Annotated in this window: 15 protein-coding genes; 6 read left to right on the plus strand and 9 right to left on the minus strand. The window is 69.3% G+C overall.

Annotated features, from left to right (window positions below; all coding sequences use genetic code 11):
- Nucleotides 1–246 precede the first annotated feature (246 nt).
- On the plus strand, nucleotides 247–2,772 hold the full coding sequence (locus N8I87_RS22440; protein ID WP_263211115.1) for an ATP-dependent Clp protease ATP-binding subunit: 2,526 nt from the start codon (nucleotides 247–249) through the stop codon (nucleotides 2,770–2,772).
- 87 nt (nucleotides 2,773–2,859) lie between these two features.
- On the opposite strand, the gene N8I87_RS22445 is transcribed toward N8I87_RS22440, so the two are convergent.
- Nucleotides 2,860–3,453, minus strand: a complete 594-nt coding sequence (locus N8I87_RS22445; RefSeq protein WP_263211117.1) for an HAD family acid phosphatase — start codon at nucleotides 3,451–3,453, stop codon at nucleotides 2,860–2,862.
- A gap of 580 nt (nucleotides 3,454–4,033) precedes the next feature.
- Nucleotides 4,034–4,231 carry a hypothetical protein gene (locus N8I87_RS22450; protein ID WP_263211119.1) on the minus strand — a complete coding sequence of 66 codons (198 nt, stop codon included), beginning with the start codon at nucleotides 4,229–4,231 and terminating at the stop codon, nucleotides 4,034–4,036.
- A 419-nt stretch (nucleotides 4,232–4,650) separates the two neighbouring features.
- On the opposite strand from N8I87_RS22450, the gene N8I87_RS22455 reads away from it, so the two are divergent.
- Nucleotides 4,651–5,202 (plus strand): M23 family metallopeptidase, encoded by a 552-nt coding sequence (locus tag N8I87_RS22455; protein WP_263211121.1) that lies wholly within the window; start codon nucleotides 4,651–4,653, stop codon nucleotides 5,200–5,202.
- On the opposite strand, the gene N8I87_RS22460 is transcribed toward N8I87_RS22455, so the two are convergent.
- Complete coding sequence (locus N8I87_RS22460; RefSeq protein ID WP_263211123.1) at nucleotides 5,192–5,803, minus strand: TetR/AcrR family transcriptional regulator; 612 nt, start codon at nucleotides 5,801–5,803, stop codon at nucleotides 5,192–5,194. The two genes, N8I87_RS22455 and N8I87_RS22460, sit on opposite strands and share 11 nt — an antisense overlap.
- A gap of 146 nt (nucleotides 5,804–5,949) precedes the next feature.
- Here N8I87_RS22460 and N8I87_RS22465 point away from each other — a divergent pair, with 146 nt between their 5' ends.
- The 3 genes from N8I87_RS22465 to N8I87_RS22475 all read left to right on the plus strand — a co-directional run bounded on the left by N8I87_RS22465 (nucleotide 5,950) and on the right by N8I87_RS22475 (nucleotide 8,648).
- Entirely contained in the window at nucleotides 5,950–7,539 is a 1,590-nt protein-coding gene (locus N8I87_RS22465; RefSeq protein ID WP_263211124.1) for an MDR family MFS transporter, read from the plus strand.
- 180 nt (nucleotides 7,540–7,719) lie between these two features.
- On the plus strand, nucleotides 7,720–8,142 hold the full coding sequence (locus N8I87_RS22470; protein WP_263216599.1) for a helix-turn-helix transcriptional regulator: 423 nt from the start codon (nucleotides 7,720–7,722) through the stop codon (nucleotides 8,140–8,142).
- 59 nt (nucleotides 8,143–8,201) lie between these two features.
- Complete coding sequence (locus N8I87_RS22475; RefSeq protein WP_263211126.1) at nucleotides 8,202–8,648, plus strand: VOC family protein; 447 nt, start codon at nucleotides 8,202–8,204, stop codon at nucleotides 8,646–8,648.
- Between the two features lie 12 nt (nucleotides 8,649–8,660).
- Here the strand turns inward: N8I87_RS22475 and cseC are convergent, their stop codons facing one another.
- The 5 genes from cseC to N8I87_RS22500 all read right to left on the minus strand — a co-directional run bounded on the left by cseC (nucleotide 8,661) and on the right by N8I87_RS22500 (nucleotide 13,143).
- Nucleotides 8,661–9,989 (minus strand): two-component system sensor histidine kinase CseC, encoded by a 1,329-nt coding sequence (gene cseC, locus N8I87_RS22480; RefSeq protein WP_263211128.1) that lies wholly within the window; start codon nucleotides 9,987–9,989, stop codon nucleotides 8,661–8,663.
- 11 nt (nucleotides 9,990–10,000) lie between these two features.
- Nucleotides 10,001–10,705: a two-component system response regulator CseB gene (cseB, locus tag N8I87_RS22485; RefSeq protein WP_263211130.1), complete on the minus strand. Its 705-nt coding sequence runs from the start codon at nucleotides 10,703–10,705 to the stop codon at nucleotides 10,001–10,003.
- Between the two features lie 104 nt (nucleotides 10,706–10,809).
- Nucleotides 10,810–11,472, minus strand: coding sequence for a hypothetical protein (locus tag N8I87_RS22490; protein ID WP_263211132.1), 663 nt, complete (start codon nucleotides 11,470–11,472; stop codon nucleotides 10,810–10,812).
- Nucleotides 11,460–11,999: a SigE family RNA polymerase sigma factor gene (locus N8I87_RS22495; protein ID WP_263211134.1), complete on the minus strand. Its 540-nt coding sequence runs from the start codon at nucleotides 11,997–11,999 to the stop codon at nucleotides 11,460–11,462. The genes N8I87_RS22490 and N8I87_RS22495 overlap by 13 nt, the downstream gene beginning before the upstream one ends.
- A 268-nt stretch (nucleotides 12,000–12,267) precedes the next feature.
- Nucleotides 12,268–13,143, minus strand: a complete 876-nt coding sequence (locus N8I87_RS22500; RefSeq protein ID WP_263211136.1) for an HhH-GPD family protein — start codon at nucleotides 13,141–13,143, stop codon at nucleotides 12,268–12,270.
- Nucleotides 13,144–13,324: 181 nt separating this feature from the next.
- Between N8I87_RS22500 and N8I87_RS22505 the strand changes: the two genes are divergently transcribed.
- Nucleotides 13,325–14,164 carry a hypothetical protein gene (locus tag N8I87_RS22505; protein WP_263211137.1) on the plus strand — a complete coding sequence of 280 codons (840 nt, stop codon included), beginning with the start codon at nucleotides 13,325–13,327 and terminating at the stop codon, nucleotides 14,162–14,164.
- A 75-nt stretch (nucleotides 14,165–14,239) separates the two neighbouring features.
- Here N8I87_RS22505 and disA read toward each other — a convergent pair whose 3' ends face one another.
- The gene (gene disA, locus N8I87_RS22510) at nucleotides 14,240–15,364 is read right to left on the minus strand and encodes a DNA integrity scanning diadenylate cyclase DisA (protein WP_263211139.1); all 1,125 of its coding nucleotides are present in this window, start codon (nucleotides 15,362–15,364) and stop codon (nucleotides 14,240–14,242) included.
- Nucleotides 15,365–15,421 lie beyond the last annotated feature (57 nt).

Raw genomic sequence — 15,421 nt, forward strand, 5'->3', positions numbered from 1 at the left:
GGGCGACACGCAGGACGGGCCGTCTCACGTTCGCCATCGGCGTACTGGAGACAGGGGTAACTGTCTGGCCTGCGGGAACATCGTCTCGCACCATCGGGTTGGAGCATATGTCGGCGTTCGGGGTCAGGAGGCCATCGACGGTGTCGGCAGTTGGAATGAGCGGTCCCCGCTTGCGGGACTAAGCTGCGGAAGGACAGGGAGGGGAAGTTCCCCCCACTGCCTGACCGCTCTGAGGAGCGATTAACGATGTTCGAGAGGTTCACCGACCGCGCGCGGCGGGTTGTCGTCCTGGCTCAGGAAGAAGCCCGGATGCTCAACCACAACTACATCGGCACCGAGCACATCCTCCTGGGCCTGATCCACGAGGGTGAGGGTGTCGCCGCCAAGGCCCTTGAGAGCCTCGGGATTTCGCTCGAGGCGGTCCGCCAGCAGGTGGAGGAGATCATCGGCCAGGGCCAGCAGGCCCCGTCCGGGCACATTCCCTTCACCCCCCGTGCCAAGAAGGTCCTGGAGCTGTCGCTCCGTGAGGCTCTTCAGCTGGGGCACAACTACATCGGCACGGAGCACATCCTGCTCGGCCTGATCCGTGAGGGCGAGGGCGTCGCCGCCCAGGTCCTGGTCAAGCTGGGTGCCGATCTCAACCGTGTCCGCCAGCAGGTCATCCAGCTGCTGTCGGGCTACCAGGGCAAGGAAACCGCCACCGCCGGCGGCCCGGCCGAGGGCACCCCCTCGACCTCTCTCGTCCTGGACCAGTTCGGCCGGAACCTCACCCAGGCGGCTCGTGAGTCCAAGCTCGACCCGGTCATCGGGCGCGAGAAGGAGATCGAGCGGGTCATGCAGGTGCTGTCCCGCCGTACGAAGAACAACCCGGTCCTGATCGGTGAGCCCGGCGTCGGCAAGACCGCCGTCGTCGAGGGTCTCGCCCAGGCCATTGTCAAGGGCGAGGTGCCCGAGACGCTCAAGGACAAGCACCTCTACACGCTGGACCTCGGCGCCCTGGTCGCCGGCTCCCGCTACCGCGGTGACTTCGAGGAGCGCCTGAAGAAGGTGCTCAAGGAGATCCGCACCCGCGGCGACATCATCCTGTTCATCGACGAGCTGCACACGCTGGTCGGTGCGGGTGCCGCCGAGGGCGCCATCGACGCCGCCTCGATCCTGAAGCCGATGCTGGCCCGCGGTGAGCTGCAGACCATCGGTGCGACCACGCTGGACGAGTACCGCAAGCACCTGGAGAAGGACGCGGCCCTGGAGCGCCGCTTCCAGCCCATCCAGGTCGCCGAGCCGTCCCTGCCGCACACGATCGAGATCCTCAAGGGTCTGCGCGACCGGTACGAGGCCCACCACCGCGTCTCGATCACGGACGAGGCCCTGGTCCAGGCCGCCACCCTGGCCGACCGCTACATCTCCGACCGCTTCCTGCCGGACAAGGCGATCGACCTGATCGACGAGGCCGGCTCCCGGATGCGCATCCGCCGGATGACCGCGCCGCCGGACCTGCGCGAGTTCGACGAGAAGATCGCCGCCGTCCGCCGGGACAAGGAGTCCGCGATCGACTCGCAGGACTTCGAGAAGGCCGCCTCCCTGCGCGACAAGGAGAAGCAGCTCCTGGCCGCCAAGGCCAAGCGGGAGAAGGAGTGGAAGGCCGGCGACATGGACGTCGTCGCAGAGGTCGACGGCGAGCTGATCGCCGAGGTCCTCGCCACGGCCACCGGCATCCCGGTCTTCAAGCTGACCGAGGAGGAGTCCAGCCGCCTGCTCCGCATGGAGGAGGAGCTGCACAAGCGGGTCATCGGCCAGGACGACGCCGTCAAGGCGCTGTCCAAGGCGATCCGCCGTACGCGCGCGGGTCTGAAGGACCCGAAGCGTCCGGGTGGCTCGTTCATCTTCGCCGGTCCGTCCGGTGTCGGTAAGACCGAGCTGTCCAAGGCGCTCGCCGAGTTCCTCTTCGGCGACGAGGACGCACTGATCTCCCTCGACATGTCGGAGTTCAGCGAGAAGCACACGGTGTCGCGGCTCTTCGGTTCGCCCCCCGGCTACGTGGGCTACGAAGAGGGCGGCCAGCTGACCGAGAAGGTCCGCCGCAAGCCGTTCTCCGTCGTCCTCTTCGACGAGGTCGAGAAGGCCCACCCGGACATCTTCAACTCGCTGCTGCAGATCCTGGAGGACGGTCGTCTGACCGACTCCCAGGGCCGGGTCGTGGACTTCAAGAACACGGTCATCATCATGACGACCAACCTCGGCACCCGGGACATCTCCAAGGGCTTCAACCTGGGCTTCGCGGCCACGGGCGACACGAAGTCCAACTACGAGCGCATGAAGAACAAGGTGTCGGACGAGCTCAAGCAGCACTTCCGCCCCGAGTTCCTGAACCGCGTCGACGACGTGGTCGTCTTCCCGCAGCTGACGCAGGCGGACATCCTGCGGATCGTCGACCTGATGATCGGCAAGGTGGACGAGCGCCTGAAGGACCGGGACATGGGCATCGAGCTCTCCCAGTCCGCCAAGGAGCTGCTGTCCAAGAAGGGGTACGACCCCGTGCTGGGTGCCCGGCCGCTGCGCCGCACCATCCAGCGCGAGATCGAGGACTCGCTGTCGGAGAAGATCCTCTTCGGCGAGCTGCGCCCCGGTCACATCGTGGTCGTGGACACCGAGGGCGAGGGCGAGACCAAGACCTTCACCTTCCGGGGTGAGGAGAAGTCGGCGCTGCCCGACGTCCCGCCGATCGAGCAGGCGGCCGGCGGAGCCGGGCCGAACCTGAGCAAGGACGCCTGACCCCCCCCCGGGGGGCGAGCGGACGAAAGGGGCCGGTGCTTTCGAGCACCGGCCCCTTTCGTATGCGCTGCGCCGCGAAGACCGCGGTTACGACAACTGGCCGTCGTAGTCGGGCAGCTTGAACGTCTTCTCGGCGTGGCCGCCCGACAGGTCGGTGGCGCTGTTGCCGATGTTCGCGACGATCGTGTAGCCCTTGTTCTCGATGGCGACGCGCTGGGCGGTCTTGTACGCGGCGACGTCCTTGAAGAGGTCGAAGAAGCCGCGGACGTAGAGACCGGAGACGTCATAGCCGTCGTACTCGAGGTTGAACTCGGTGGGCGCGGCGATGATGCCCGGGCGGGCGGTGACGAAGAAGAGGGAGACGCCGTGCTCCTGGGCGTACTTCGCGACGTTCAGGACCGGCTTGTTGGCCGGCTGCGGGTAGCTGAAACCGAAGTCGGTCTCCAGCGTGGTGTTGTCGATGTCGAAGACGATCGCCTGCTTCTCGCCGGGCTTGGCGTCGTCGATACGGTCCTTCAGGTACGGCAGCGCCTGGCCCATCACGGTCTGGCAGTCCTGCTGCCAGGTCGCGTAGTCGACCTTGGTGGCGGTCGCGGCGTCGGCCGGGGTGGCCATGGCCGCCAACGCGGCCGCCGAGACGGCGGTCACGGTCACTCGGCGAGCCCAGGGGCGTCTGGTCATCTGTGGGGGTCCTCTCACGTCCGTACAGGCCTGTCAGGGGCATGATCTTGGGCGAGGATGGCGCGAGGGGAACCGTAGGGTTACCGGGGGGTAGGCGTACAGAGATCTGCGTCACACAGGGCCGTGAATTCTGGGCGCACCCCCGGAACTCGCCGTCCGACGCGGTGAGTTCCACGGCGGCCCCGCTTGCCCTCAGGATCTGACCCCGCCCGCACCGCAGTTGACCGAGCCCACACCGACGCGGGTCCGGCCGGAGAGGAAGGCCGACTCCAAGTGGGGCGGATCCAGGAGCGGTTCGAGGCCGAAGCGCCGCGTGACGTCCCCGAGAATGTGCGGCCGCTGACGCGCGGGCGTCGAGTCTCAGCTCGACCAGCCGGGTGAGACGCCCGAGGCCCGCCTGCCCGTCCTCCGGGGCGGTGCCGGCGCCGAGTACGACAAAGCTCAGGGGCAGGAAGTCGGCGGCGTACGACCCCATCTCGCCGACCCCCACGCTCCGGCCGACGAACTCCCCCAGCGGCGCCCGCCCCGTGCGCTCAGCGCTCGGTGTCGAACCGGCCCCATGCCCACAGGAGGCGCGAAATCACCGGCGGTGAGGTGTTCTTGGCGAGTCGCGCCGGATGCGGGATCGCCGCGTCCGGCCGAACCGCGGGCGGCCGGTCACCAGCGCCGTCACCGCGTCGCGCTTCATCAGTCCCCCCAGGTGCGGCCGCAGGCCGAGCACCAGCGGACCGGCGGCCGTCGGCTGCTCCGCCGCTCGCAGCAGGGCGGACAGTCGCACCGGCCCGTCGGCCGGCCCCGTCCCCGGCCCGTCCCGCGCGAAGGTCCTCTTCGTCGGCGGGCCGACCAGACCCGAGTGCCGGCCGGCGTAGCGCGCGTCACATTTCGGGGTTTGTCGATCTTGGGAGCCGGTGACATGCCGCACAGGCGATATGTCCGTTACTAGGTTAGATAGTGAGACTTCCTAGCTGGGCAAAAGGGATTTTTATGCCCTAACCCGCCATGAATGGGCGGTATCGGCAGGTGATGCCCGAAAAACCCTATCTGTCAAGAAGCTGGTGATTGTGTCGCTGAATACTAGCTTTAGCCGTAGACAGGGGGGTTTGAGACCAGGCGGGATGGCGGGTTACCAAGAGATGCCCCATCCGGCGGACGGTTGTGCGTCGGGTGGTTCCAAGTCCCCGACTCCACGAGGTCCAGATGTTCAAGCGCGTTACGTCCCGTTCCACCCGCACGTCCAACCTCCGTACCCGGGTGGCCGTCCTGGCTGCCGGTCTGGGTGCCACGGCCGTCGTGGGAACCGGGGTCGCAAGCGCCGCCACCGCGTCCGCCACCTCCTGGGTCGACCCGGTGCACAAGTACACGCTCTCCGCCAGCTTCATGCAGGACGGCAGCCACTGGGCGCACAAGCACAGCGGCCAGGACTTCGCCGTGCCGACCGGCACCGAGGTCGTCGCCGCGCACGGCGGTACGGTCGTCAAGGCTGGCGGCAACGGCGCCGGTGACGGCCCCGCGTACGGCAACGCCGTCGTCATCAAGCACGGCAACGGGACGTACTCGCAGTACGCCCACCTGTCCCGGATCGACGTCCAGATCGGGCAGGTCGTCAAGACCGGCCAGCACATAGCCCTGTCCGGCAGCACCGGCAACTCCACCGGTCCGCACCTGCACTTCGAGATCCGTACGACCCCGAACTACGGCTCCGCGGTCGACCCGGTCGCCTTCCTGCACGCCAAGGGCGTCAAGGTCTGACCTGATCCTCCCGACAGGCGCCCCGGTGCGCCTGCGTGACGAGGTCCACGGCGACCTCGAGAACGGCCTCGCGCCGCTTCTCGGGGTCGCCTTCCAGCTCCTGCATCACGAACATCCCGGCGTGCAGCGTGAACAGCGCGCTGACGCAGCGGACCTGCTCGACGAGCGGTGCCGCGGGGTCGATCATGATGTCCCGCATGCTGTGCATCCGGTCCTTGAAGGTGTCGCCGATGCGCAGTTCGCGGACCGTCGCCTGGTTCTCCTGCATGAAGCGGAAGAGCGGTTCCGCGCCGACCAGCGCCTGGCTGTAGCGCCGTACGATCTCCTGCTTGGTCTCCAGGGTGTGGGGCTGCTGCCGGCCCCACTCGATCAGTTCCTCCATCGGCTTCGTCAGGTCCTCGAAGAGGCTGACGATGATCTCTTCCTTCGTCTTGAAGTGGTAGTAGAGCGCCGCCTTGGTGACGTCGAGGCACTCGGCGATCTCTCGCAATGACGTCTTCTCGTAGCCCTGCTCGGCGAAGAGTTCGAGCGCGACGTCCTGGATGCGCTGGCGGGTGTTGCCGCGGCGCTGCTGCTTGGTGCCGTCCATGGTGACGCCCATCCTCGTACTCCTCGCGCTCCCGCGGAAACTTACTTGCCGCCCGACTAGGAAACTTACTTGACGCCCGGCTAGTTACGGCGCTAACTTCCCAGTGTAGACAACTAGCCGGGCGGCAAGTAAGTGGCGGTCGCTGGGGGAGTGGGAAGATGGCGGACACACAAGCGGCTTTGGCGAGCCAGGAGTCACCCGAAGGGGTCTTCGACGAGCAGCCGGGCAAGCCGGGCAAGAAGCAGCGGAGCGTGCGGGTCGTCCTGCTCGCGCTGATGATCGCGATGATGCTCGCGATGCTCGACAACATGATCGTGGGCACGGCGATGCCGACCATCGTCGGTGAGCTGGGCGGTCTGCAGCACCTGTCCTGGGTGGTGACCGGGTACACACTGGCCACCGCGGCATCCACCCCGATCTGGGGCAAGCTCGGCGACATGTACGGGCGCAAGGGCGCCTTCATGACCTCGATCGTGATCTTCCTGATCGGCTCCGCGCTGAGCGGCATGGCCCAGAACATGGGCGAGCTGATCGGGTTCCGGGCCGTCCAGGGTCTCGGCGCCGGCGGTCTGATGGTCGGCGTCATGGCGATCATCGGCGACCTCGTCCCGCCGCGGGAGCGCGGCAAGTACCAGGGCATGATGGCCGGCGTCATGGCGCTCGCGATGATCGGCGGTCCGCTCGTCGGCGGCACCATCACCGACAACTGGGGCTGGCGCTGGTCCTTCTACATCAACCTGCCGCTCGGCGCCGTCGCGCTGCTGCTGATCAGCGCCGTGCTGCACCTGCCGAAGAAGCGCACCAAGGCGCGGATCGACTACCTGGGCGCCGCGCTGCTGACCGTCGGCATCACCTCGATCGTGCTCGTGACCACCTGGGGCGGCACCGAGTACGCCTGGACGTCCGCGCGGATCATGGAACTGATCGCCATCGGTGTCGTCGCCCTGGTCGGCTTCGTGTTCTGGCAGACCAAGGCCGCCGAGCCGGTCCTGCCGCTGCACATCTTCCGCAGCCGCAACTTCACCCTGATGTCGGTCATCGGCTTCATCACCGGCTTCGTGATGTTCGGCGCCACACTGTTCCTGCCGCTGTACCAGCAGTCGGTGCAGGGCGCCTCCGCCACCAACTCCGGTCTGCTGCTCCTGCCGATGCTCGGCGCGATGCTCGTGACCTCGATGGTGGCCGGTCGGGTCACCACCAACAGCGGCCGCTACAAGGTCTTCCCTATCGTCGGCGCCGTCCTGATGATCACGGGTCTGTATCTGCTGTCGCTGATGGACACCGGCACCTCCCGGTTCACCTCGGGCGTGTACATGGCCGTCCTCGGTCTCGGCATGGGCTGCCTGATGCAGATCACCATGCTGGTCGCGCAGAACAGCGTGGAGATGAAGGACATGGGCGTCGCGTCCTCGTCGACCACCCTGTTCCGTACGCTCGGCTCCTCCTTCGGTGTCGCGATCATGGGCGCGCTGTTCAACCAGCGGGTGCAGGACGTCATGGCCGAGCGGGGCGGTGGGCTGGCCGCCAAGACGACCGAGAAGTCCGCACAGCTGGACGCGGCCAGCCTGGCCAAGCTGCCCGCGGCGGTTCGGGAGGCGTACCAGCACGCGGTGTCCGCCGGTACGCACTCGGCGTTCCTGCTCGGCGCGGTGATCGCGGTGATCGTGCTGGCCGCTGCGCTGTTCGTGAAGGAGGTCCCGCTCAAGAGCGGGCCCCAGAAGCCGGAACCCGCGGCGGACGGCGCGTGACGCGGCGCCGGCCCCGGTGATCGAGGCCGGCCGATCCGCCCCTGAACGAAGGCCCCCGGATGGTGTCCGCCTCGGGGGCCTTCTTCGTGCCCGGGACTTTGTGCCTGGGGCTTCGTGCCCGGGATTTCGTGCCCGGGACCCGATGTCAGTGCCGCGTGCCACCATCGCCGTATGGACAAGATGCGCCAGTTGCGCCTGGCGAAGGACGCCATGGACCGCGACTGGGCGGACCCGGAACTCGACCTGGACGCGGTGGCGGCCCACGCCGGGTACTCGCGCTATCACTTCATCCGCGCCTTCAAGGAGGCGTACGGCGAGACGCCCGGCCAGTATCTGACGCACCGCCGGATCGAGCGGGCTCAGGACCTGCTGCGCACCGCCAATCTGTCGGTGACCGAGATCTGCCATCTGGTCGGCTTCAGCAGCCTGGGCACCTTCTCGACCCGGTTCAAGGCGTGGACCGGGCTGACTCCCAGCGAGTACCGGGTCAAGCACGTGGGCCGCGGGGCCGCGCTCATACCGGGCTGCTACGCCATGCTCTGGGCGGGCGGGTTCAGAAGCGGCCCCGGCAGCACCCGGAGCAATTCTGGAGAAGCGGGCTGAGACCCCGGCTGCCTACGGTGGCGGGGCAGGCAGCCGATCCCCGCGGACAGGAGCACGCCATGATCAAGGGACTCAGGATTTCGACCGTCTGGGTACTCGACCAGGACCGGGCCAAGGAGTTTTACACCGAGAAGCTGGGCCTCGAGGTCCGTACGGACATGTCGATGGGCGAGGGCGGAATGCGCTGGCTCACCGTCGGCTCCCCGGACCAGCCCGACGTCGAGCTCACGCTGATGGTGCCCGGGCCGCCGGCGATGGATCCCGAGTCCGCCGAGATGGTCAAGAAGCTCGTCGCCAAGGGGGCGCTGGGCGCGGGTGTACTCACCACCGACGACATCCACGGCGACTACAAGAGGCTCAAGGACCGTGGCGTGGAGTTCCTCCAGGAGCCGCAGGAGCGTCCGTACGGCACGGAGGCCCTCTTCCGCGACGACTCAGGCAACTGGTTCTCCTTCACCCAGCCCCGCGAGGGGGACCTCGACTTGGACAAGGACTGGGCCTGCTGATCCGTTGCAGTTCTACGGCAGTATCGGATAGCTGCCTGTGTTCGTCGGGGCGTGTTCCGGGAGCCACAGGACTGCCACCGCGCCCTCGGCCGGTACCTGGGGCGGTGCGCCCGCGGGGCGTACGTTGCGGAACGTCAGGCGGGCGCCGAGCACCCGGGCCTGGCCCGCCGCGATGGTCAGGCCCAGGCCGTGACCCTGCCCGGCGCGGTCCTTGCTGCCGGTGCGGAAGCGGCTCGGGCCCTCGGCGAGCAGCTCCTCGGGGAAGCCGGGGCCGTGGTCGCGGACCCGGATGACCCGGCCCTCCACGATGACCTCGATGGGCGGCTTGCCGTGCCGGGCGGCGTTGGTGAGCAGGTTGAACAGCACCCGCTCCAGACGGCGTGGGTCGGTGGTGACCTCCGACTCGTGTACCACGTGTACGGCGATCGCCGGGTCCTTGGCGGCCACCCGCCGGGCGACGAACTCGCCCAGCATGATGTCCTGCAGCTCGGCCCGCTCGGAGGCGCCGTCGAGCCGGGCCACCTCCAGCACGTCCTCGACGAGGGTGCGCATCGCCTTGGCCCGGTCCAGCACCAGCTCGGTCGGCCGCCCCGGCGGCAGCAGCTCGGCGGCCGTCAGCAGCCCGGTCACCGGTGTGCGCAGCTCGTGCGCGATGTCGGCGGTGACCCGGCGCTCGGCCTCCAGCCGCTGCTGCAGCGCGTCCGCCATGGCGTCCACCGCGCGGGCGAGGTCGTCGGTCTCGTCCCGTACGACACCGCCGATGGCGTCGCGCACCCTCACGTCCGGCTCGCCCTTGGCGACCTGGTTCGCGGCGGCCGCCGCCTTGCGCAGCCGGCCGGACAGCTGCCCGCCGATGAGCACACCGAGCGCGCTGCCGCCGAGCACGACCGCGATGGAGCCGATGACCAGGGCCTGGTCGAGGTCCTTCATCACGTTCGTGCTGCGGTCGGTGAAGCGGGTGTGCAGCGACAGAATGTGTCCGCCCTTGACCGGTACCGCCGCCCAGATGTCCGGCACGCCGCCGTCGTGGGCCGTGACGTAGGTGGCCCGGCGGCCGTCCTTGGCCTTCTCGCGCAGCACGGGCGGCAGCCCGGGGTCGTCGATGTCGATGCTGGGGAAGTTCGGCCGCCCGAACAGGTCGTAGTTGCGCTGGGCGATCTGCAGCCGCTCGTCGGCGAGGTCGCGCGCGTTGTCGAGCATCGACACCCGCGCGGCGTTGTGCACGACGAGGCTCAGCGCGATCGCCACCAGTGCGCCGACCAGCGCAATGGCCGCGCTGAGCTTCCATCTGAGTCCCGTGCGGATGCCCGCGCGCTGCGGCCGCCGCTTGCTCCCCCGCATGCCCGCCCCGCTCAGGCCTTCAGCTTGTAGCCGAAGCCGCGGACCGTCTCGATCCGGTCCTGGCCGATCTTCGTGCGCAGCCGCTGCACATGGACGTCGACGACGCGGGTGTCCCCGCCCCAGCCGTAGTCCCACACACGTTCGAGCAGCTTGTCGCGGGAGAGTACCGTGCCCGGTGCCGAGGAGAACTCGAGCAGCAGCCGCATCTCGGTGGGTGTCAGCGCCACCGGCTGTCCGGCCCGGCGCACCTCCATGCCCTCGGTGTCGATCTCCAGCTCGCCGAACGTCAGCACTCCGCCGTCCACCGCGGAGGGGTCGGGGTCCGCCTGGGCGCCCCCGCCCGCGTGGCCGAAGCGGCGCAGTACCGCGCGGATCCGGGCGACCAGGACGGCGCCGTCGAAGGGCTTGGTCACATAGTCGTCGGCGCCCGCCTCCAGGCCGAGGACGACGTCGATGGAGTCGGCCCGCGCCGACAGCATGATCACCGGCACCGTCGACTCGTCCCGGATGCGCCGACACAGGCTCACCCCGTCCAGGCCCGGGACCATGACGTCCAGAAGCGCGATGTCGGGGCGGTTCGCCCGGAACGCCTCCAGGCCCGACAGCCCGTCGGGCATGGCGGTGACCGCGAAGCCGTCCCGCTCCAGGGCGAGCTGGGTCGCCTCGCGGATGACGTCGTCGTCCTCGACGAACAGGACATGGGTCTGGTCTGCCATCCCGCTGCTCTCAGTCCTCGTGGTTCTCATGCCGTGTGAATCTCGTGCCGAGTCGTTCTCGTGCCGTCACTGACTTGACGCACGGATCGTGTGTCGGGTTCACATCAGCCGGACGGCACCGACGACAGATCGCCACCGATGGCGTTGCTGTAGTCGGTGTGGTGGTAGTCCTTTTGGACGAAGCGTCCCGCCGTCCAGCTGTATGTGATCACGTTCTCCGCGGACGGATTCGACAGGGGATCGCTCTTGTCGTACACCTGCTCGGTCACCATCAGGTCGCCCCGGTCTATCTCCGCGTAGACCGGAGTCTCCTCGGCCGTGAACACATTCTCGTACCTGCCGCCCTCCTCGCGGTACACGTACGAGCCGACGCCCACGCCGTCGGCACAGGTCAGCACGTTGACCACGATGTCCTTGGTCGGGCCGCCGGTCAGATCGCCGTACGTCACGTCGACCGGGTCCTTTGCGTCGCACGGCTTGAGATACCGCTTGACCGCGGGCGAGACCTGCGGGTCCTGCTCGACGAGGGCGACCGCGTCCACACGTTTGTATGTGTCAGAGGCCTTGGGGGCGGGGGCGGGGGAGATCACCGAGCGCGCCCCCGCCACCGAGTCGGAGTGTGCCGGGCCCTCGTCACGGGCGCCGGTGCCGCCCGTGGCACAGGCGGCGACGAAAAGGCCGAGGACGGCGATCACGGCCACCGCCGTGATCGCCGCCTGGTAGACCCCGCGAGCCGCTGTGGGCTCTTCGTCGGTCAGGCCGCGCACCGCTCCCGCTCCTCACGCTCCAGCGCGCGTGCGTCCAGATCGCGGGCCTCCAGCTCCTCGCGGAGCCGGGCGAGCGCCCGGTGCAGCGTGCTCTTGACCGTTCCGGCCGACATGCCGAGGGCGGCGGCCGTCTCCTCCGTGGACATCTGCTCCCAGTGTCGCAGCACGACGACGCTGCGCTGCTTCGGAGCGAGAACCTTCATGATGTCCATGAGGAGCGCGCGGTCCGCGTGCTGCTCGGTGGCGTCGTCCACGCAGGCGTCCGGCAGCTGCTCGGTGGGGACCTCCTCCAGCTTCCGGGCCCGCCACCACTCGGTACGCGTATTGATCATCACCCGGCGCAGATAGGCGTCCGCGAGCCGCTTGTCCGCGATGCCCTCCCAGCGGCCGTACGTCCGCACCAGCGCCGTCTGGAGCAGGTCCTGCGCGTCGACCGGGTCCGGGACCAGACGGCGTGCGCTGCGCAGCAGCGCGTCCTGCCGAGTGCGGACGTACTCCTCGAATTCGAGCACCTCGCCCTGCGCCATGATCAACCGCCTCCGTTCCCCGTTTTTCCCGGCCCCGTGCCAGTCCTGCCGTGCTCCGGTTGGTCGTGCCGGGCACAGGAATGAAGTTACGGAGCTGTTGTCACGGGGCTGTCCGAAGCAGCCTGCGGGCAGCGCTCGGCTGTCCGTCGGTTGTGTAACGGAAGTGGGTTCGGGGTAAGGGAGGTGGTCGGATTGCCCTGGTATGGGATGACTTGACGGGCTGGGTGGCTGTGGAACAACCCCCCGGGCTCTGTGACTTGTCTGTGCGTCAGCTCAGCGGCAGCCGATACAGACCGCCCGGCAGGGGCTCCACCAGACCGTCCGCGACGAGCCCGTCCAGCGCCCGGGCGCGCTGCACCGGCTCGTGCCACACCCGGTCCAGCGCCGGCTGCGGCACGGGGACACGCGCCTCGCGCAGTACGGCGAGGAGCTTGCCGCGGACCTGGCGGTCCGTACCGGCGTACGTCTGGCCGCGCCGCGGCGGGCCCTCGTGCTCCGGCTTGCCCGCGAGCCGCCAGGCGCACTGGGCGGCGATCGGGCAGCGCGGGCAGGTCTCGTTCTTCGCCGTGCACACCAGCGCGCCCAACTCCATGGAGGCGGCGGCCCAGCGGGCGGCGGTGCCCTCGTCCTCGGGCAGCAGCTCACGGGCGAGCCTGCGCTCCGCGGCGGTGGTGGCGTTCGGCGGGTACTGCACACCGGTGACCGCGCGGGCGATGACCCGGCGGACGTTGGTGTCCAGTACGGCGTGCCGCTGCCCGTAGGCGAAGGAGGCCACCGCCGCGGCCGTGTACTCGCCGATGCCGGGCAGCGCGAGCAGTTGCGCGTGGTCCGTCGGTACGTCGCCGCCGTGCCGCTCCGTTATGGCGACCGCGGCGCCGTGCAGACGCAGCGCGCGGCGCGGGTAGCCGAGCCGGCCCCAGGCGCGGACGGCCTCACCGGGCGCCTCCTCGGCCAGGTCCGCGGGGCGGGGCCAGCGGGCCAGCCACTGCTCGTAGACGGGCAGGACCCGGCTGACCGGGGTCTGCTGGAGCATGAACTCGCTGACCATCACGCCCCATGGGCCCGCCGCCGGGCGGCGCCAGGGGAGGTCGCGGGCGTGGGTGTCGAACCAGGCGATCACGGGGGCGTGGAGCATCTCAGTCATGGCCCTTCCGATCCTGCCACGCGTCGGCCGGACACGGTCAGTGGCGGCGCCGGGGCGGGACGTGCGGAGCGTGAAGCGAAGCCCCTTCGTGGGAAGTTGCCGGGATGATGATCCGGAAAAGTTGGTTCCCGGGCGGCGGGTGGGGCCAGCAAGCGCGCGGATCTCTCGTAAAGTTTGCGCCGTGGGATCTCTGCGCAATCCGGTCGGGCCGCTTCCCTCCTCCATCTACTGGCGACGGAGGGTCGTCATGCTGTCGGTGGTCGCCGTCCTGGCGCTGCTGATCGCCTGGATCGCCACGGCGGGTGGCGGGGGCGGCAAGAAGAACGCCGGCGGGCCCGACGGCAAGAATCCCGCGTCCACGATCACGGCGGGACCGTCCGGGAGCGGGCCGGTGGTCAGCCAACACCCCGGCGGGCGTGACGAGTCGGGGGGCGGGGACACCGGCGGGAGCGACGCCGGATCCGGTGACGGTGGGTCCGGTGACGGCGGTTCGGGCGACGGTGGTGGCTCCGGCTCGACGGACGGGAGCGGTTCGGGCGACGGCTCCGGATCGGGTTCCGGCTCCTCCTCCGGTGGCGGCGTCAACGCGGCGGCCACGCTGCCCGCCTCCTCGGGGCTGCCCAACTGCTCCTCCGGAGCGGTCACGTTGAGCCTGCGCAGCCGGCACAACTCGTACTCGCCGGATCAGACCCCGGTCTTCGAACTCACCGCGAAGAACTCGTCGTCCGGTGACTGCAAGGTGGATCTCGGTCCGAAGAGCGCGGTGTTGACCATCACCCAGGCTCACGGCAGCGACTCGTACTGGTCGTCGGCCGACTGCCCGAAGGGTGCCGGAAGCATGGTCTACCGGGTGCCGGCGGGCAGCAGCATCACCTACACGGTGAAGTGGGACCGCAAGCCGAGCGCTCCGCAGTGCGCCACGCCTCCGGCGGGGTCGGCGGCGGCGGGTACGTATCTGCTGGAGGCGAAGGCCTCGGGGTTCAGCATCGCGCCGACGTCGTTCGTGCTGTCGGCGGACTAGTTCCCGCCTTCAGGGGCTGGGCGCCCCGGAAGGGGTGCCCGGCGCGGCGCCGAGCCAGACGTACCCCTCCCGAACTCAGACGTACCGCTCCAGGATCGACGACTCCGCCAGCCGTGACAGACCCTCCCGCACGCTGCGTGCCCGGGCCTCGCCCACGCCGTCCACGGTCTGGAGGTCGTCCACGCTCGCCGCGAGGAGCTTCTGCAGGCCGCCGAAGTGCTCCACGAGACGGTCGATGATCGCGCCCGGCAGCCTCGGCACCTTGGCCAGGAGGCGGAAGCCCCGCGGGGACACCGCCGAGTCGAGGGCCTCGGGGGAGCCGGTGTAGCCGAGGGCTCGGGCCACCGTGGGCAGTTCGAGGAGCTCGGCGTGGCTGAGGGCGTCGAGCTCGGACAGGGCCTCGTCGACCGTGCGGGAGCGCTTGGCGGTCGGCTCGGGCACATAGTCCCGGACCACCAGTTCGCGCTCCGGCTCCACGCCCGCGATCAGCTCGTCAAGCTGGAGCGCCAGGAGTCGCCCGTCCGTGCCCAGTTCGACCACGTATTCGGCGATCTCGGTGGCGATGCGGCGCACCATCTCCAGGCGCTGTGCGACGGCGGACACATCGCGGACCGTCACCAGGTCCTCGATCTCCAGCGCCGACAGCGTGCCCGCGACCTCGTCCAGGCGGAGCTTGTAGCGCTCCAGCGTGGCCAGTGCCTGGTTGGCGCGGGACAGGATCGCCGCCGAGTCCTCCAGCACCCTGCGCTGCCCGTCGACGTACAGGGCGATCAGGCGCATCGACTGGGAGACGGAGACCACGGGGAAGCCGACCTGCTTGGAGACACGGTCCGCCGTACGGTGCCGGGTGCCCGTCTCCTCCGTGGGGATCGTGGGGTCCGGGACCAGCTGGACGCCCGCCCGCAGGATCTTCGACAGGTCCGAGGAGACCACGATGCCGCCGTCGAGCTTGCACAGCTCACGCAGCCGCGTCGCCGTGAACTCCACGTCCAGGACGAAACCGCCGGTGCACATCGCCTCGACGGTCTTGTCGGAGCCGAGCACGATGAGTCCGCCCGTGTTGCCCCTCAGTACACGTTCGAGCCCGTCACGCAGGGCCGTACCGGGTGCCACGGCACTCAGCGAGGCGCGCATCAGGCCATCGGAACCGGCACTCCCACCGGACTTTCCGGGAGCTGCTGCCCGGTCGTTGGCTGCCACTGCACTCCTCCGGTCGCAGGTTCTGGGGCGCTGCCGTTCGCGCACTCGGTTCGCACG

Source organism: Streptomyces sp. HUAS 15-9 (genome assembly GCF_025642155.1).
Classification (GTDB): domain Bacteria; phylum Actinomycetota; class Actinomycetes; order Streptomycetales; family Streptomycetaceae; genus Streptomyces.